This window comes from Leisingera sp. ABM4_101 (assembly GCF_056158725.1).
Genome location: NZ_JBSWTV010000002.1, coordinates 631,824 through 648,635, shown reverse-complemented (window position 1 = coordinate 648,635; position 16,812 = coordinate 631,824). Strand labels below are relative to the sequence as shown.

The window sequence follows — 16,812 nt, the reverse complement described above, 5'->3', positions numbered from 1 at the left end:
TGGGACAACACAACTTCTTGTGTGCGCTGGAGGCAGTAAAACAGGCATTTTTTCGGGGAAATCTGCGATTTTCGCCCTTAAAGGAAGGCTGTTTCGTCGAACGAACGCAGTTTCCGGCTGTGCAACCGCTCCAAAGGCATGCCGCGCAGGCGCTCCATAGCTCTTATGCCGATTTGCAGGTGCCGCGCAACCTGGGTGCGGTAAAAGTCCGACGCCATGCCCGGCAGCTTCAGCTCACCGTGCAGCGGTTTGTCGGACACACACAGCAGCGTGCCGTAGGGCACCCGGAAGCGGTAGCCGTTGGCGGCGATGGTGGCGCTTTCCATGTCCAGCGCGATGGCGCGGGACTGGGACAGGCGCTGCACCGGGCCGGACTGGTCGCGCAGTTCCCAATTGCGGTTGTCGATAGTGGCGACGGTGCCGGTGCGCATGATCCGCTTGAGGTCGTAGCCTTCGTATTCGGTGATCTCTGCCACGGCCTCCTCCAGTGCCACCTGGATCTCCGCCAGAGCCGGGATCGGGGTCCAGACCGGCAGGTCGTCGTCCAGCACGTGGTCCTCGCGGAGGTAGCCGTGGGCCAGCACGAAGTCCCCCAGCGCCTGGGTGTTCCTGAGGCCGGCGCAATGGCCGACCATCAGCCAGGCGTGCGGGCGCAGCACCGCGATGTGGTCGGTGGCGGTCTTGGCGTTGGAGGGGCCGACGCCGATGTTGACCAGGGTGATGCCGCCGCCGTCCTTGCGTTTGAGGTGGTAGGTGGGCATCTGCGGCAGTTTGCCGTTTTCCGGGATCTTTGCCGCGGCATCGGTGATTTCGTGATCGCCGGTGCTGACAAAACTGGTATAGCCGCTGTCCGGATCGGCCAGCTGGGCGCGGGCATAGGCTTCGAACTCGGCCACGTAGAACTGGTAGTTGGTGAACAGAACGTGGTTCTGGAAATGCTCCGGGCTGGTGGCGGTGTAATGGCTGAGCCGGGCCAGCGAATAGTCGATGCGCTGGGCGGTGAACAGCGCCAGCGGGCCGGTGCCGTTGGGCGGCTGATAGGTGCCGTTGACGATGTCGTCATTGGTGGTCGACAGATCCGGCACGTCAAACACGTCGCGCAGGGTGAACCCCGCCGCGCCGTCCTGCGGCACCGTGAGGTCGGGCCGGGAGGCGACCGCGAAATGCACCGGGATCGGAGTGTCCGAGACGCCGATGGTCACCGGCTGGCCGTGGTTGCGGATCAAGAGGGTGATCTGCTGGATCAGGTAATTGCGGAACAGGTCCGGCCGTGTCACCGTGGTGGCATAGGTGCCGGGCGCGGAGACATGGCCAAAGCTGAGGCGGCTGTCCACCTGGGCAAAGGTCAGGGTGGAAAAGCGGATCTCCGGGTAATAGGCACGGATGCGCTGGTTGTCCGGCGCGCCGTCGGCCATAGCGCGGGTGAATTCCTCGCAGATGAAGCCGGTGGCCTGTTTGTAGAGCAGATTCAGCCGGTCTACTGCCTCGGTGGCGTCATTGAAGCTTTCGTCCGGCGGATGGCCGGGATGTTTTGTTGTTATCATTGGGCAGGCTCGATTACCGGGATTTTCTGGAATGTGCGCACGTCGACAAGGCCAAGGTCGGAGATCCTCAGTTCCGGGATCACCACCAGCGCCAGCAGCGAGTGCTGCATATAGGCGTTGTTCAGGGTGCAGCCGCAGGCCTGCATCGCCTCTACCATCACCTGTGCCTTGGCGGCGACCTCGGTTGCAGGGCTGTCGGACATCAGCCCGGCGATCGGCAGTTCGATCAGCGCCAGTTCCTGCCCGTCCCTGTAAATGGTGACGCCGCCGCCAACCTGCGCCAGCCGGTTGGCGGCCAGCGCCATCTGTTCGCGGTCGGTGCCGACCACGATCATGTGGTGGCTGTCATGCGCCACGGTGGAGGCCATCGCCATCTTGCCGCTGTAGCCGAAGCCGGAGACAAAGGCGTTGGTGACGCCGCCGGTGGCGCGGTGGCGTTCCACCAGCGCGATCTGGCAGACGTCGCCGCTGCCCTCGACCAGGCCATCCACCACAGGCAGCTCTGCCTGCAGCGCCTTGGTCGGGGCCTGGTTTTCGACCACGCCGATCACATTGGCGGTGACCGCATTGGCGCCTTCGGGTGCGGCGAGTTCGAAGTCCTTGGCAGTGAGTTCATGCCCCAGATGCACGGTGCCGCGGGCGCTGGCGGGCCAGTCATAGTGCGGGCAATCGACCTTGATAGAGCCTGATTCTGCCACGATCCGGCCGCGGGCGATCACCACTTCGACGGGCAGTTCGGTGAGGTCCGAGGTCAGGATTACATCGGCGCGGCGGCCCGGGGTGATGGAGCCGATCTCGCGCTCCAGCCCGAAATGGGTGGCGGTGTTGATGGTCGCCATCTGCAGTGCCACCACGGGATCGCAGCCGCAGGCAATGGCGTGGCGCACCACCCGGTTCATATGGCCGTCGTTGACCAGCGTTCCGGAGTGGCAGTCATCCGTGCAGAGGATGAAGTTGCGCGGGTCCAGCCCTTTCTCGGTGACGGCGGTGATCTGGCTTTCGACGTCATACCAGGCAGAGCCGAGCCGCATCATCGACCGCATCCCCTGGCGCACCCGGGCGATGGCGTCGGCTTCGCAGGTGCCCTCGTGATCATCCGCCGGGCCGCCGGCCACATAGGCTGCGAAATCGGGGCCGAGGTCGGGGGAAGCATAATGGCCGCCCACCGTCTTGCCTGCGCGCTGGGTGGCGGCGATTTCGGCCAGCATCTTGGGGTCGGCATTGGCGACGCCGGGGAAGTTCATCATCTCGCCCAGGCCGATGATGCCGGGCCAATTCATCGCTTCTGCCACATCTTCGGCGGAGATTTCGTAACCGGTGGTCTCCAGCCCCGGCGCCGAGGGCGCGCAGCTGGGCATTTGGGTGAAGATGTTGACCGGCTGCATCAGCGCCTCGTCATGCATGTAGCGCACGCCGTCCAGGCCCAGCACATTGGCGATCTCATGCGGGTCGGTGAACATCGAGGTGGTGCCATGCGGGATCACCGCGCGGGCGAATTCTGCGGGCGTCAGCATGCCGCTCTCAATATGCATGTGGGCATCGCACAGCCCCGGGATCATGTAGCGGCCGCCCGCCTCGATGATCTGCGTGTCCGGCCCGGTGCAATAGGAGGCATCCGGCCCGACATAGGCGATGCGGCCCGCCTTGATCGCAATATCATGACCCGGCAGCTGCTCTCGGGTGTGGACGTTGACCCAAATGCCCTGCCGGATCACCGTGTCGGCCGGAGCGCGGCCGGCTGCTACTTCGATCAATTGCGGGGCGGAGTCGGGCCAGCTCGGAAAAATGTTTTCTGACATAATCCAATTGTTCCGATTGCGGGCGGGAAGGCAAGCGGATTGCTGGCTTTGCCATCAAAGCTTCATGCGGGCGGTGGAAAGGCGCCGAAGACTGACGTGTTTGGCATTGCCGCCGGGCTGCAACGGGGCAACACTGGCCTGTATGGATTACGAAAAAACAGATGCCGACAGTTTCGGCCGTTCCCTGCGCGGGATCGGGATCAATCTGCTGGTGCGTGATGTGCCGGCAGAAATTGCCTTTCTAGAGACTGTTTTTGTCATGAAGGGCCATCAGGTGAGCAAGGATTTTGCCATTGTCACCTATGGCGATCAGGTGTTTCAGCTGCACAGCGACGGCAGCTATGCGGAAAACCCGATGCTGGGGCTGCTGCCGGAAAACCCGCCGCGCGGGGCTGGGATTGAGATCCGGCTCTATGACACTGACCCGGATGCGGCTGTGGCGCGGGCGGATGCCGCGGGTTTCACCATTCTGCAAGCCCCGGCGGACAAGCCGCATGGCCTGCGCGAGGCCTATATCCTGTGTGAAAACGGCTATGCCTGGGTGCCCAGCCGGCCCAAGGGGTAAGGGCTAGGAATTCCTCCCCTTTTACCCGGGCGAAGGCCGGTCCATGCTGGACGGAACCTTTTGGATGCCGCGAGGGACCGCTGATGCACGCCATTGCCGATACAACCGCCCTGGTCGAGGAGGGGGTGCTGACCCCGGATCAGGCCCGCACCATCGAGGCGCGGTCGCGCGAGGTGATGGTCTCGCTGGCGGTCAATGCGATCCTGTGTTTTGGCATCATCGCCGCCACTGCCGGGTTCATCTTCTGGCTGGCCGATCCGCTGGCGGTGGCTGTGACCGGCATTCTGATGCTGGGCGGCGGGCTGGCGGTTCTGGCGCGCGGCAGCGAGACGCTGCGGATGTTCGGCAATTCCGCCACCCTGATCGGCGCGGGCATGCTGATGGGCGGCGCCGGGATTGAGCTGGTGGACAAATACGAGGACATCGCCGGCTGGGTGATGCTGCCCGCAGGGGCGCTGGTGGCGCTGATCTGCACCTGGCGCTGGCGGCACGGGGCCTGGTCCACGGGCTTTGTGCTGGGGGCGATCCTGCTGATGGGGCTGGCGATGCATCTGGCGGGGATCGAACTGCTGCTGCAACAGTATGAAATCGGCTCGCCGTTGCGTAACCTGGCGTTGCTGTATTATGCCGCGGCGCTGGCCCTGACCGGCTGGCAGGTGGACGTGCGGTTTGTCACCGCGCTGGCAATTGCGCCCTTTGCCCAGATGCTGGAGACCGGCACCAGCTATTTCCACGCGGCCTATGTGTTCTATTCGCCGGAATCGACGCTGGCGATCCTGCAGATGGTGCTGCTGATCGTGCTTTGCGTCTGGGGCGCGTCCCGGCTGGCGGAGCGTGACGCGCGGCACCTGCGCATTCTGGCAATCCTGGGGTTTGTGGTAGCAAACCTGTGTGCGCTGGTCGGCTCCTTGTGGGGGGACGTGGTGGGCGAAACCGTTTGGGGGCCGGGCCGCTTCAGTGACGGTTATGAGGATTGGGAAAGCTACTCCGCCGCGCGCGATGCCTTCCGCGACAGCGCGCTGTTCATCTCCGAAAACGTCTATTCCGTGCTTTGGGCAGCCGTGCTGGCGGCGGTGATCTTCTGGGCGGCGCAGCGGCACCAGCGCGGGCTGTTCAATGCGGCGCTGACCTTTGCCGCGATCCACGCCTATACCCAGATGTTCGAATCCTTCGCAGATGAGCCGCTGGCCTATGTGATCGGCGGTCTGGCCGCGATTCCGTTGGCCTGGGGGTTGTGGCGGCTGAACCAGTGGATGGCGGCCAAGCAGGCCTAACCGGTGCTGCGCAAGCTGCGCGGGGTGGTCCCGAACTCTTCCTTGAAGGCCCGGGTCAGCGCGCTTGGGTCGTCGTAGCCGCAGCGCAGGGCAATTTCGGAAACGCTCAAAACAGTCTCTAACACGAGCTTTCTGGCCTGTATCAGCCGCAGCCGCCGGTAGACCGCTTGCGGCGTCGCCCCCAGCTCCGCCTTCATCCGCGCCTCCAAGTCCTTCTGGCTGCGGCCTGCCTTTCTGGCCACGGCAGCGATGGGCAGGGGCGTTTCCAGATTGGCCTGCATCACCGCAACCGCGCGGGCAACCGATTTGCCGCGCACCAGGATCGGGTCCTGGGTTTCGGTTGCCTCAGGCGCCATGAACAGCGTGGCAACCTCCAGCCGCAGCGCGGCGCCATGCTGGTCTCCGATCAGCTCCATCATGGTGTCAAAAGCGGCGAGCGCGCCGGTGCAGGTGATGCGGTCGCCGTCCCGGACCTGACGGGCGCGCTCTGCCTGAACCTCTGGGAAAGCCTCAGTAAAGCGGTCCAGTTCCTCCCAGTGGATGGTGGCGCACCGTCCGTCCAGCAGACCGGCCTGCGCCAGCAGCCAGGCGCCGGTATCAAAGCCCGCCAGTCCCTTGTAGCGGTGCGAAGCCGATTTCAGCGCCCGGGCAGTGGCCACGGTGGCATGGCGCAGGAAGTCATAAGACGGTATCGCAATCAGCAGATCGCCGCTGCAATCACCCAGTTTTCCATGCGCCCGCACCTCCATCCCTGAGGACGACACCGCAGGCCCGCCGTCCAGCGTCAGGAACCGCCAGGCGTAAACCTGACGGCCCGAGAAGGTATTGGCTGCGCGAAGCGGCTCCACCGTGTTGGCCAGGCAATGGGCGGAAAAGGCATCAAACAGCAGCACATCCAATTGCTGCGCCGCAGCGGCATCTTTTGTCCAACTTCGCATGATTATTTCTAACCTTGCATGATGAACGCGTGCAAGCGGCGTAATCTGATCCGCAACAGATTTGCCGAAGGAAGACCGCCATGCAGTTCGGGATGACCGAAGAACAATCGATGATCGTGGAGACCACCCGCGCCTTTGTGGAAAAGGAGCTCTATCCGCATGAGGCGGAGATCGAGCGCACCGGCCACCTGGACATGGACGTGATCCGCGATGTGCAGAAGAAGGCGATGGAAGCCGGGCTTTATGCCGCCAACATGCCAGAGGAAGTCGGCGGCGCCGGTCTCGATACCCTGACCTGGCTGATGTATGAAAAGGAACTGGGCCGCGCCAACTATGCGCTGCACTGGACCGGCGTGGCGCGGCCGTCGAACATCCTGCTGGCGGGCACCGAGGAGCAGAAAGAGAAGTACCTCGTGCCGTGCATGAAGGGCGAGAAATGGGACTGCCTGGCGATGACAGAGCCGGATGCGGGATCGGACCTGCGCGGCATGAAGGCAACCGCGCGCCAGGACGGTGACGACTGGATCCTGAACGGCACCAAGCATTTCATCAGCCACGCCGATATCGCCGATTTTGCCATCTGCTTCATGGCCACCGGGGTTGAGGACACCCCGCGCGGGCCGAAGAAAAAGATCACCGCCTTTTTCGTCGACAAGGGTACGCCCGGTTTCGAGGTGCGCGACGGCTACGGCAACGTCAGCCACCGCGGCTATACCAATGCGGTGCTGGAATTCGACGACTGCCGCCTGCCGTCCTCGGCCATTCTGGGGGAGGTCGACAAGGGGTTTGAGGTGGCCAACACATGGCTGGGCGCCACCCGGCTGCAAGTGGCCGCGACTTGCCTGGGCCGCGCCGAACGGGCGCTGCAGCACTCGATCGAATACGCCGCCGAGCGCAAGCAGTTCGGTCAGCAGATCGGCAAGTTCCAGGGCATTTCCTTTAAACTCGCCGACATGGCGTTGGAGCTGAAGGCAGCGAACCTCTTGACCTGGGAAGCCGGCTGGAAATTCGACCAGGGCACCGTCACCGAGAGCGATATGTCGATGGCCAAGCTGAAGGCGACCGAGATGCTGGCCTTTGTCGCCGATGAGGCGATCCAGGTTCACGGCGGCATGGGCCTGATGGATGAGCTGCCGCTGGAACGCATCTGGCGCGACGCGCGGGTCGAGCGTATCTGGGAAGGCACCAGTGAAATCCAGCGGCACATCATCAGCCGCGAGATGCTGCGCGCCGTCGGAGGCTGATCCATGACCCAACCCGGGAAACCAGTTGTTACCATTACCTACTGCACCGGCTGCAACTGGCTGCTGCGGGCGGGCTGGATGGCGCAGGAGCTGCTGCAGACCTTCCAGGACCAGCTGGGAGGAGTGACACTGGTTCCCGGAGATTTGGGCGGGATCTTTGAGATCCATGTTGACGAGGAGCTGGTCTGGGAACGCAAACGGGACGGCGGCTTTCCGGATGTGAAAGAGCTGAAGACCCGCGTGCGAGACCGGATTGACCCGGACCGGGATCTGGGCCATCTCGACCGGCCGGCACCTTGAAACCCAGCAGTTCTTTCGCCTTCGGCGAGGATATTTGAAGGCCAGAAGAAGAATGAAACCAGATCCAGCCCCCGGAGGGCAACGCCGCAACCGGGGGCCTTCTCCTGGCGCGGTCATCGGCGTCCCCGCCTGTACCGCGCAATCAGCGTTGCCGATTCTGGTTAATGAAACCCTACCTTTCTTCTGGCTCAAAATATCCCCGCCGGAGGCTCCCGAACTCTCAACCAGCGGAACCGCCAGAAAATGACACGCGACCTTTCCCGCCTTTTCCGTCCTAAAACCATTGCTGTGATCGGCGGCGGCGCATGGTGCCGCCAGGTAATCGAGCAATGCCAGAAGATGGGGTTCGAGGGCACCATCCGGCCCGTCCACCCCAAGGCCGAGGAGGTCGCAGGCCTGCCTGCCTTCAAGGACGTGGACAGCCTGCCGGAGGCACCTGATGCGGCGTTCATCGGGGTGAACCGCTTTGCCACGATCGAGGTGGTGCGAGCGCTGTCGGCGCGCGGTGCTGGCGGGGCAGTGTGCTTTGCCTCGGGGTTCCTGGAGGCTGCTGCCGAGGACGCAGAAGGCGCCGGTCTGCAGGCGCAGCTGCTGGAAGCGGCGGGTGAAATGCCCTTCCTTGGCCCTAACTGCTATGGCTTCATCAACTACCTGGATGGCGCGCTTCTGTGGCCGGATCAGCATGGCGGACAGCGGGCCGAGAAAGGCGTGGCGCTGGTCACCCAAAGCTCCAACATCGCCATCAACCTGACCATGCAGAAACGCGGCCTGCCGCTGGCCTATGTGGTCACTGCCGGCAATCAGGCGCAATCCGGCATTGCCGCAATTGGCGAGGCGCTGCTGGAAGATGACCGTGTCACCGCGCTGGGCCTGCACATCGAGGGCTTTGGCGATCTGCGCGCCTTTGAGGCTTTGGCCGCGCGGGCGCGCGAACTGGGCAAGCCGGTCATCGCGCTGAAGGTCGGCAAATCGGCTGAGGCCCAGGCCGCAACTGTTTCTCATACCGCTTCGCTTGCGGGCGGTGACGCGGGGGCTGGGGCTTTGCTCTCACGTCTTGGCATTCCGCGTCTGGATGACCTGCCCTCCTTCCTGGAGACGCTGAAGCTGCTGCATGCGGCGGGGCGGCTGCCCTCGAACAGCATCGCAACCATCAGCTGCTCCGGCGGGGAGGCAAGCCTGGCGGCGGACACCGGCCATGCACGGAAGGTGGAGTTCCCGCCTTTGAATGACCGCCAGAAAACGGATCTGCGCGCGGCACTCGGCCCGATGGTGGCGCTGGCCAATCCGCTCGACTACCACACCTATATCTGGCGCGACACCGAGGCGATGACCAAGGCGTTTGCCGCGATGATGGATCCGCAGCTGGCGATGACAATGCTGATCGTGGATTTCCCGCGCGATGACCGCTGTGATGCGTCGGACTGGGAATGCGCCATTCAGGCCGCGATCGGTGCGCATCAGGCCACCGGCGCCAATGTTGGCCTGGTGGCAACCTTGCCGGAACTGCTGCCGGAGGACGTGGCGGCCCGGCTGATGGATGCGGGCGTGGTGCCCTTCTGCGGCCTTAGCGAAGCGATTGCCGCTTGCGAGGCGGCCAGCATGCCGTTGCCGGACGGGCCTGCGCCTTTGCTGCTGCCGACCCCGGTTGTAGAGCCCGATCTGGTGCCGGAAGCCGAAGCCAAGTGGCAGCTAGCGAGCTATGGGCTGCGCACTCCGCGCTCCAAACGGGCGGCTTCTGCCACCAACGCCCGCGCGGTGGCGGTGGACGTCGGCTTCCCGGTGGTGCTGAAGGGCGAAGGCGTTGCGCATAAGACCGAGGCGGGGGCAGTGGCGCTGAACCTGAATTCCGGCCAGGAAGTCAGCGACGCCGCCTTCAACATGCCTGCGCAGCGTTTCCTGGTGGAGGAGATGGTCACCGGCACGGTGGCAGAACTGCTGATTGGCGTGGTCAAGGATCCGGCGCATGGCTTTGTCATGACGCTGGCGGCGGGCGGCACCTTGACTGAGCTGATGGAGGACAGTGCCTCTTTCCTGCTGCCGGCTTCGGATTCGGAGGTTGAGGCGGCAATGAATTCGCTTCGGGTTTCCAAGCTGCTGGACGGCTACCGCGGCGCGCCTTCGGCAGACCGCGAGGCGATCCTGCGCGCCATCCGGGCGGTTGAGGCCTATGTGATGGAAAACGCACTGGGGCTGGAGGAGATCGAGATCAACCCGCTTTTGTGCACACCTTCGGATGCGGTGGCAGCGGATGCGCTGATGCGCAGGAAATACTAGGGCTTCAGCCCGGAAATGGAACGGCATGGCAGATGCCAGGAGGAGATGACATGAGCGATAACCCCGTAAAGACCCGCCGCGATGGCGCCATTCTGGAAGTGACGCTGGACCGGCCCAAGGCCAATGCCATCGATCTTGCGACCAGCCGGGTGATGGGCGAAGTGTTCCGCGATTTCCGGGACGACCCGGAATTGCGGGTGGCGATCCTGACCGGCGGCGGCGGGAAGTTCTTCTGCCCCGGCTGGGATTTGAAGGCTGCGGCTGACGGCGATGCGGTGGATGGCGACTACGGCGTTGGCGGCTTCGGCGGGTTGCAGGAGCTGCGCGACATGAACAAGCCGGTGATTGCAGCGGTGAACGGTATTGCCTGCGGCGGCGGGCTGGAGCTGGCGCTGTCGGCGGATATGATCATCGCCGCCGATCACGCCACCTTTGCGCTGCCGGAAATCCGCTCCGGTACCGTGGCGGATGCGGCCAGCGTGAAGCTGCCCAAGCGCATCCCCTATCACATCGCCATGGAGCTCTTGCTGACCGGGCGGTGGTTTGATGCCGAAGAGGCCAACCGCTGGGGGCTGGTGAATGAGATCGTGGCAGCGGACCAGCTGATGGACCGCGCCTGGGAGCTGGCGCGCCTCTTGGCCTCCGGCCCGCCGCTGGTCTATGCGGCGATCAAGGAGATCGTGCGCGACGCCGAGGACAGCAAATTCCAGGATGCGATGAACCGCATCACCCAGCGCCAGCTGGCCACCGTGGATGTGCTTTATGGATCCGAGGACAACCTGGAAGGCGCCCGCGCCTTTGCCGAAAAGCGCGATCCGGTCTGGAAGGGGCGCTGACGCAGCGCGCCGCCAGGCGCGCTGCCGGGCCCAAGGCTGCAGGTAGCTCCGCAAGTGCTGCTGAAAGACGCGGGACATCTGCAGATGCCCCTGCTCAGTTGGGCCCGGCGCCGCGCTTTGCGCGGCGTTTTCTTTCCGCTGAGAAGCTCTTGAGGAGCAGGTTTGCTCCTCAAGCAGCCAGTTCGGGTGTATGACCCGGCATCGCCGCCTCAAAGGCAAGCCGCGCTTGCCGCGCGGAGGCTGCGCCTTCCTTGACCCGGCGCTGACGGGACAGAGTCACACTTTCTGAAACAGCGCAATCAGCGCGGTGTCGTCCTTGTGATCCCCGGTTGCACGGTCACCGTAAATCCGCACTTGCGGCAGGGTCAGGTTCTTGATCCATTGCCCGCGCTGCAGCCGGTCGAAAGTTTCGGAGAATCCTGCCTTCTGGTAGAACTTCGCGTTTACTGACAGGGCGAACCAGGCATTGGGTGCCGCCACCCGCAGCAGGGCGGGCAGGACTTCCGGGCCGAGATGGCCATGGGTGAAGGTGCCGGAGGAGACCACGCCGCGGTAGGATCCGCGCGGCACCGGAATGCCGTCCAGCAGGTCAGCCTCGATCACATCGCGGTAGGCGTCCTTGCGCAGGGCTTCGGCCAGCATGGCGGCGCTGATGTCGGTGGCGTCGACAGGCTCAACCCCGAAGGCCCGCAAGGCCTGGCCGCAAAGGCCGGTGCCTGCGCCGACATCCAGAACCGGGCCCTGCCCTCCGGCGGCGGCAAAAGCCTTGGCGGTTGATCCGGGCAGGCAATAACCCTGCCCGGCAGCGAAATCCTGATCGTATGTGCTGGCCCAGCTGCCGTACAGCCGCTTGGAATTGGCAGCCGTCCGCAGAGCGTAGGCCTCTGAAAGTCCGGGTTTCTGATTGTCCATGCGCGCCATCAAAAGGCGGATGGGGATTCGAATCAACCCTTGCGCCCGGGGCATCGCCGGCGCATCTAAGAGACATGAGAAAAACGCTGCTTTGTCTTGGATTTGGCTATACCGCGCGGGCGCTTGCGCCGCGCCTGCTGGCGCAGGGCTGGCGTGTCATCGGCACCTCTCGTGAGCCAATGGAGGTTGATGGCGTGGAGATGATCACCTGGCCCGGGCAGGACGTGCCGCTGGACGGGGTGACGCATATCCTGAACTCGATCGGGCCAAATGCCGGAGGGGATCCGGTGCTGGCTGCGCTGGGGAATCAGATCGCTGCCGCGTCCGGGCTGGAATGGGTTGGCTATCTTTCCACAACTGCTGTTTACGGCCACCATGATGGCGCTTGGGTGGACGAAGACACGCCCGTCTCACCCTCCAGCCAGCGCGGCGACTGGCGCGCCCTGGCAGAGGCCCAATGGCAGGCGATTCCCGGCCTGCCGCTGCATATCTTCCGCCTGGCGGGCATCTACGGCCCTGGCCGCGGACCCTTTGCCAAGCTGATGGCGGGCCGGGCGCGGCGGATCGTGAAGCCGGGCCAGGTGTTTTCCCGTATCCATGTCGATGACATCGCCCAGGTGCTGGCGGCCTCCATCGCGCAGCCCCGCCCCGGCGCCATCTACAACGTCTGCGACAACGACCCGGCGCCGCCGCAGGACGTGCTGGGCCATGCGGCAGAGCTGCTCGGCCTGCCGGTGCCGGCCGAGGTGCCCTTTGACGAGGCCGGCATGACGCCGATGGCGCGCAGCTTTTATGGCGAGAACAAGCGGGTCAGAAACCGCCGGATCAAGGAGGAGCTGGGGGTGGAGCTGCTCTATCCCACTTACCGCGAAGGGTTGCGGGCGGTGCTGGAGGCCGAGGACATGGAGAGCTTTGTGCCGCCGGCCGAGCCGCCGGGGGTTTGAATACGTTGACTGGACCCGTTCAGTTGGCCTCCAGTCTGACGATGACGGAAATTAAGCCCGCTTCTCGCCAATCGTTGCGACATCCAGCACCTCCAGAACCTTCGCCTCAATCTGGGGCGCGTTCATGGCGGCCACCTCATACATATCCGCCGGGCTGGCCTGGTCGATGAAGGTGTCGGGCAGCACCATCGAGCGGTATTTGAGGCCGCTGTCAAAGACGCCTTCCTCCGCCAGGAGCTGCGCAACGTGGGAGCCGAAACCGCCCACGGCACCCTCTTCGATGGTGATCAGCGCCTCGTGGTCCGCGGCCAGTTGCAGGATCAGATCACGGTCCAGCGGCTTGGCAAAACGGGCGTCTGCAATCGTGGGCGTGATGCCTTTGGCAGAGAGCGCCTCGGCAGCTTTGCGGACCTCACCCAAACGGGTGCCGAAGGACAGAAGCGCCACGCGCTTGCCCGCCTGGATCATCCGGCCCTTGCCGATTTCCAGCACTTCCGGGGTCTCCGGCATCTCGACGCCTTCGCCCTCGCCGCGCGGGTAGCGGAAGGCAATGGGACCGTCGTCATGGGCGGCCGCGGTGGCAACCATGTGCACCAGTTCGGCCTCGTCGGCGGCGGCCATCACCACCATGCCGGGCAGGTTGGTCATGAAACCGATGTCGAAACTGCCTGCGTGGGTGGCGCCATCGGCGCCGACCAGCCCGGCGCGGTCGATGGCAAAGCGCACCGGCAGGCGCTGGATCGCCACGTCGTGCACCACCTGGTCATAGCCGCGCTGCAGGAACGTGGAATACATTGCGCAGAAGGGCTTCATGCCGCCGGCCGCCAGCGCCGCGGCAAAGGTGACGCCGTGCTGTTCGGCAATGCCCACATCAAAGGTGCGCGAGGGGTAGCGTTCGGCCATCAGGTTGAGGCCGGTGCCATCGGGCATTGCTGCGGTGACGGCGCAGATTTTGTCGTCCTTGGCGGCCAGTTTCACCAGTTCATTGCCGAAAACCGAGGTGTAGGAGGGGGCGTTGGAAGGGGCCTTCTTCTGCTCGCCGGTCACCATGTCGAACTTGGCGGTGGCGTGGCCCTTGTCGCGGGCAGCCTCGGCTGGGGCGTAGCCCTTGCCCTTTTTGGTGAGGACGTGGATCAGGATCGGGCCGGTTGCCCGCGCCTTGACCGTGCGTAGGACCGGCAGCAGCTGGTCCATGTCGTGGCCGTCGATGGGGCCGAGGTAGGAGAAGCCGAGTGCTTCGAACATGGTGCCGCCGACGGCCATGCCTTTCAGCATGTCCTTGGCGCGTTTGGCGCCCTCGCGGAAGGGTTCGGGCAGCAGTGAGACCGCGCCCTTGGCGGCGGCTTTCAATTCCTGGAACGGTTCGCCCGCGTAAAGGCGCGAGAGATAGGAGGACAGCGCACCCACGGGCGGGGCGATCGACATTTCATTGTCGTTCAGGATCACGATCAGCCGCTTGCCCAGGTGGCCTGCGTTGTTCATCGCCTCAAACGCCATGCCTGCCGACATCGAACCGTCGCCGATCACCGCGATGGCGTCGCCGTTGCCCTCGGGGATCACACCGCCCAGGTCACGCGCCACGGCGAACCCAAGTGCTGCGCTGATGGAGGTGGAGCTGTGGGCGGCGCCAAACGGGTCATAAGGCGACTCGGAACGTTTGGTAAAACCGCTGAGCCCGTCCTTCATCCGCAGGGTGCGGATGCGGTCGCGGCGCCCCGTGAGGATCTTGTGCGGGTAGCACTGGTGGGAGACATCCCAGATCACTTTGTCGCGCGGGGTGTCGAACACGGCGTGCAGCGCGGTGGTCAGTTCCACCACACCAAGGCCCGCGCCCAGATGGCCGCCGGTGACCGAGACGGCTGCAATGGTTTCCTGCCGCAGTTCCTGCGCCACCTGCACCAGTTGCGCATCCGTCAGCCCCTTCAGATCCGCGGGGCGCGTGATCTGGTCCAGAAGCGGGGTCTTGGGCCGGTCGGACATGGTGTCTCCTTGGGCTGCGCCTTTTAGCGGCGTGGCGCGGGGTTAGCTGTCGCGCGCAATAACGAAACGCGCGGCTTCCTTCAAGGTTGCGGCGTCTTCACCATAGGGTGACAGCGCGGCACAGGCATCCTCGCAAAGCGACTGTGCGCGGGCTTTTGCCTCTGCCAGTCCCAAGAGCGAGACAAAGGTCGCTTTGCCGGCATCGGCATCCTTGCGCACGGCCTTGCCGACCTTGGCGGCATCGCCTTCCACATCCAAGATGTCGTCAGCGATCTGGAATGCAAGGCCAAGCGCGCGTGCGTATTGCCGCAGCGGCGCCGCATCATCGCCTGCCAGCACAGCACCGGCGGTAGCGGACCATTCAATAAGGCAGCCGGTCTTGCGGCTTTGCAGTTTGGTGATCTGGTCCAAGGTCAGCGGTGCGGCTGCGGTTTCGGCAGCGATGTCCAGCATCTGGCCCGAGACCATGCCGTCCTTGCCGGAGGACTGCGCCAGCCCGCGGATCAGGTCCAGCGCATGGGGGCCAACCTTGGGGTCCGCCAGCAATTCAAAGGCAAATGTTTGCAGGCTGTCGCCTGCCAGCACTGCCATCGCCTCATCCCATTTCCGGTGCACGGTGGGCTGGCCGCGGCGCAGGTCGTCGTCGTCCATGCAGGGCAGGTCGTCATGCACCAAGGAGTAGGCATGGATGCACTCGATGGCCAGCGCCGCCTCTATCGCGGCCTCTTGCGGCACGCCGTGCAGACGGGCGCTTTCCAGCACCAGGAAACCGCGCAGCATCTTGCCGCCGGTGATGGCATAGCGCATCGCCGCGTGCAGATCGTCGCTGCCCGCCAGCCGCAGTTCCATATGCGCGGTGATGCGGGCATGCGCGTCTTTCAGCGCCTCTGCAAAGGGGCGCGCAGTTTCAAGGGAAAACTGGGTGTCTGCGGCGGCACTCATGGCTCAGCCGGCGTCCAGCGGCTGGGTGCCCTTGGGGGTGCCGTTTGCGTCCAGGGTGATGGCAGCCACCTTTTCCTCGGCGCGCTTCAGCTCGTCCTCGCAGCGTTTCTTCAGCGCGGCACCGCGTTCGTACAATGCAATCGAGGCATCCAGCGCCACGTCGCCGCGCTCCAGCTGGTCCACCACGCCTTCCAGCTCACGCATCGCCTGTTCAAAGCTCATCTGGTCTACGGGGGTCTCAGTCATGCCGGTGCCTTCATCAATTCTTCCACATGCGCGCGGGTTGCCGCGGACAGCGCGTTCAGATCATATCCGCCTTCCAAAGTCGAGACGATACGGCCGCCGCAGAGTTCACTGGCAAGTTTGCACAGTTCGGCGGTGATCCAGGCGAAATCGGCAGTGGCCCAGTTGAGGCTGGCCAGCGGGTCGTCCTGATGGGCGTCAAAGCCTGCGGAGATGATGATCAGCTCCGGTTTGAAGGCTCTAATACGGGGGAAGGCCTGGGTTTCATAGGCCGCCTGCATCTCTGTCCGGCCCGAACCCGGCGGCAGCGGCATGTTGAGGATCTGGCCATGGGCGCCGTCCTCATCCGGGCGGCCGGAGCCGGGCCAGAGCGGCATCTGCTGGCTGGTCACCACCAGCGCGCGGGGCTCGTCCCACAGAAGATCCTGGGTACCGTTGCCGTGGTGGACGTCGAAATCCACCACCGCAACGCGGCTGAGGCCGTGATGGTCCAATGCGTGTTTGGCCGCCAGCGCGGCATTGCCGAACAGGCAAAAGCCCATAGCCGTGTCTGTTTCCGCGTGATGGCCCGGCGGGCGCACCGCGGCAAAGGCGTTCTGCACCTCGCCGCCTAAGACCATATCGACGCCGCGCACCACCGCGCCCGCGGCGCGGAAGGCCGCATCCAGCGAGCCGGGGGACATGAAGGTGTCGCCGTCGATCTGTGCCCAGCCCTCAGCGGGGGAAGCCTTGCGCAGGTCTGAGAGGTAGCCGGCCGGGTGGATGCGCAGGATGTCGTCCTCAGCCGCCATCGGGGCTGTCACCCGCTTCAGGTCCAAGGGCTCCAGCGCGTGCAGGATGTGTTCGAGCCGCGCGACCTGCTCCGGGTGGCCGTCAGGGGTCACATGGCCCAGGCAGTCGGCATGGGTGATCAGGGCGGTGGTCATCGGCGGTTTCCTCCTGCGGCGGGTTCTGGCGCGACCCTAGGAGGGGGCAGGGTGTAGCTGCAAGGAAAAACGGGGGGTGCCAAGCGTGCAC

General features: G+C 64.6%; 15 protein-coding genes. 7 read left to right on the top strand and 8 right to left on the bottom strand.

Annotated features, from left to right (window positions below; genetic code table 11):
• Positions 1-77: 77 nt before the first annotated feature.
• Positions 78-1,544, bottom strand: coding sequence for an AMP nucleosidase (locus ACXAEK_RS04120; RefSeq protein ID WP_475040066.1), 1,467 nt, complete (start codon positions 1,542-1,544; stop codon positions 78-80).
• Positions 1,541-3,343: an adenine deaminase gene (gene ade / locus ACXAEK_RS04115; protein WP_475040065.1), complete on the bottom strand. Its 1,803-nt coding sequence runs from the start codon at positions 3,341-3,343 to the stop codon at positions 1,541-1,543. Before ade ends, ACXAEK_RS04120 begins: the two co-directional genes overlap by 4 nt.
• A gap of 142 nt (positions 3,344-3,485) precedes the next feature.
• On the opposite strand from ade, the gene ACXAEK_RS04110 reads away from it, so the two are divergent.
• Together ACXAEK_RS04110 and ACXAEK_RS04105 are read left to right on the top strand one after the other, a co-directional pair.
• Positions 3,486-3,908, top strand: coding sequence for a VOC family protein (locus ACXAEK_RS04110; protein WP_475040064.1), 423 nt, complete (start codon positions 3,486-3,488; stop codon positions 3,906-3,908).
• A gap of 83 nt (positions 3,909-3,991) precedes the next feature.
• Positions 3,992-5,182, top strand: a complete 1,191-nt coding sequence (locus ACXAEK_RS04105; RefSeq protein ID WP_475040063.1) for a hypothetical protein — start codon at positions 3,992-3,994, stop codon at positions 5,180-5,182.
• Here the strand turns inward: ACXAEK_RS04105 and ACXAEK_RS04100 are convergent.
• Complete coding sequence (locus tag ACXAEK_RS04100) at positions 5,179-6,120, bottom strand: GlxA family transcriptional regulator (RefSeq protein WP_475040062.1); 942 nt, start codon at positions 6,118-6,120, stop codon at positions 5,179-5,181. The genes ACXAEK_RS04105 and ACXAEK_RS04100 overlap by 4 nt on opposite strands.
• Before the next feature lie 80 nt (positions 6,121-6,200).
• Between ACXAEK_RS04100 and ACXAEK_RS04095 the strand changes: the two genes are divergently transcribed.
• The 4 genes from ACXAEK_RS04095 to ACXAEK_RS04080 all read left to right on the top strand — a co-directional run bounded on the left by ACXAEK_RS04095 (position 6,201) and on the right by ACXAEK_RS04080 (position 10,774).
• Positions 6,201-7,364 (top strand): acyl-CoA dehydrogenase family protein, encoded by a 1,164-nt coding sequence (locus ACXAEK_RS04095; protein WP_475040061.1) that lies wholly within the window; start codon positions 6,201-6,203, stop codon positions 7,362-7,364.
• 3 nt (positions 7,365-7,367) lie between these two features.
• Positions 7,368-7,664, top strand: coding sequence for an Rdx family protein (locus ACXAEK_RS04090; RefSeq protein ID WP_475040060.1), 297 nt, complete (start codon positions 7,368-7,370; stop codon positions 7,662-7,664).
• Positions 7,665-7,907: 243 nt separating this feature from the next.
• Positions 7,908-9,938, top strand: coding sequence for an acetate--CoA ligase family protein (locus ACXAEK_RS04085; RefSeq protein WP_475040059.1), 2,031 nt, complete (start codon positions 7,908-7,910; stop codon positions 9,936-9,938).
• Between the two features lie 50 nt (positions 9,939-9,988).
• Entirely contained in the window at positions 9,989-10,774 is a 786-nt protein-coding gene (locus ACXAEK_RS04080) for a carnitinyl-CoA dehydratase (protein ID WP_475040058.1), read from the top strand.
• 276 nt (positions 10,775-11,050) lie between these two features.
• On the opposite strand, the gene ACXAEK_RS04075 is transcribed toward ACXAEK_RS04080, so the two are convergent.
• Positions 11,051-11,686, bottom strand: coding sequence for a class I SAM-dependent DNA methyltransferase (locus ACXAEK_RS04075; protein ID WP_475040057.1), 636 nt, complete (start codon positions 11,684-11,686; stop codon positions 11,051-11,053).
• A 74-nt stretch (positions 11,687-11,760) separates the two neighbouring features.
• Here ACXAEK_RS04075 and ACXAEK_RS04070 point away from each other — a divergent pair, with 74 nt between their 5' ends.
• Positions 11,761-12,630 (top strand): SDR family oxidoreductase, encoded by an 870-nt coding sequence (locus tag ACXAEK_RS04070; protein ID WP_475040056.1) that lies wholly within the window; start codon positions 11,761-11,763, stop codon positions 12,628-12,630.
• A 51-nt stretch (positions 12,631-12,681) separates the two neighbouring features.
• Here ACXAEK_RS04070 and dxs read toward each other — a convergent pair whose 3' ends face one another.
• Genes dxs through ACXAEK_RS04050 form a run of 4 tightly spaced genes read right to left on the bottom strand, consistent with a single transcriptional unit; the run spans position 12,682 to position 16,721 of the window.
• On the bottom strand, positions 12,682-14,610 hold the full coding sequence (dxs, locus tag ACXAEK_RS04065; RefSeq protein ID WP_475040055.1) for a 1-deoxy-D-xylulose-5-phosphate synthase: 1,929 nt from the start codon (positions 14,608-14,610) through the stop codon (positions 12,682-12,684).
• Positions 14,611-14,652: 42 nt separating this feature from the next.
• Entirely contained in the window at positions 14,653-15,552 is a 900-nt protein-coding gene (locus ACXAEK_RS04060) for a polyprenyl synthetase family protein (protein ID WP_475040054.1), read from the bottom strand.
• Between the two features lie 3 nt (positions 15,553-15,555).
• Positions 15,556-15,798: an exodeoxyribonuclease VII small subunit gene (locus tag ACXAEK_RS04055; protein WP_019297546.1), complete on the bottom strand. Its 243-nt coding sequence runs from the start codon at positions 15,796-15,798 to the stop codon at positions 15,556-15,558.
• Positions 15,795-16,721: a histone deacetylase family protein gene (locus tag ACXAEK_RS04050; RefSeq protein WP_475040053.1), complete on the bottom strand. Its 927-nt coding sequence runs from the start codon at positions 16,719-16,721 to the stop codon at positions 15,795-15,797. Before ACXAEK_RS04050 ends, ACXAEK_RS04055 begins: the two co-directional genes overlap by 4 nt.
• Positions 16,722-16,812 lie beyond the last annotated feature (91 nt).

What these genes read in the sequence shown, in the direction of transcription:
- ACXAEK_RS04105 (WP_475040063.1), top strand. Translation starts at nt 3,992, where the DNA reads ATGCACGCCATTGCCGATACAACCGCCCTGGTCGAGGAGGGGGTGCTG.
- ACXAEK_RS04060 (WP_475040054.1), bottom strand. Translation starts at nt 15,552, where the DNA reads ATGAGTGCCGCCGCAGACACCCAGTTTTCCCTTGAAACTGCGCGCCCC.
- ACXAEK_RS04050 (WP_475040053.1), bottom strand. Translation starts at nt 16,721, where the DNA reads ATGACCACCGCCCTGATCACCCATGCCGACTGCCTGGGCCATGTGACC.
- ACXAEK_RS04075 (WP_475040057.1), bottom strand. Translation starts at nt 11,686, where the DNA reads ATGGACAATCAGAAACCCGGACTTTCAGAGGCCTACGCTCTGCGGACG.
- dxs (WP_475040055.1), bottom strand. Translation starts at nt 14,610, where the DNA reads ATGTCCGACCGGCCCAAGACCCCGCTTCTGGACCAGATCACGCGCCCC.
- ade (WP_475040065.1), bottom strand. Translation starts at nt 3,343, where the DNA reads ATGTCAGAAAACATTTTTCCGAGCTGGCCCGACTCCGCCCCGCAATTG.
- ACXAEK_RS04055 (WP_019297546.1), bottom strand. Translation starts at nt 15,798, where the DNA reads ATGACTGAGACCCCCGTAGACCAGATGAGCTTTGAACAGGCGATGCGT.
- ACXAEK_RS04110 (WP_475040064.1), top strand. Translation starts at nt 3,486, where the DNA reads ATGGATTACGAAAAAACAGATGCCGACAGTTTCGGCCGTTCCCTGCGC.
- ACXAEK_RS04095 (WP_475040061.1), top strand. Translation starts at nt 6,201, where the DNA reads ATGCAGTTCGGGATGACCGAAGAACAATCGATGATCGTGGAGACCACC.
- ACXAEK_RS04080 (WP_475040058.1), top strand. Translation starts at nt 9,989, where the DNA reads ATGAGCGATAACCCCGTAAAGACCCGCCGCGATGGCGCCATTCTGGAA.
- ACXAEK_RS04120 (WP_475040066.1), bottom strand. Translation starts at nt 1,544, where the DNA reads ATGATAACAACAAAACATCCCGGCCATCCGCCGGACGAAAGCTTCAAT.
- ACXAEK_RS04100 (WP_475040062.1), bottom strand. Translation starts at nt 6,120, where the DNA reads ATGCGAAGTTGGACAAAAGATGCCGCTGCGGCGCAGCAATTGGATGTG.
- ACXAEK_RS04085 (WP_475040059.1), top strand. Translation starts at nt 7,908, where the DNA reads ATGACACGCGACCTTTCCCGCCTTTTCCGTCCTAAAACCATTGCTGTG.
- ACXAEK_RS04090 (WP_475040060.1), top strand. Translation starts at nt 7,368, where the DNA reads ATGACCCAACCCGGGAAACCAGTTGTTACCATTACCTACTGCACCGGC.
- ACXAEK_RS04070 (WP_475040056.1), top strand. Translation starts at nt 11,761, where the DNA reads ATGAGAAAAACGCTGCTTTGTCTTGGATTTGGCTATACCGCGCGGGCG.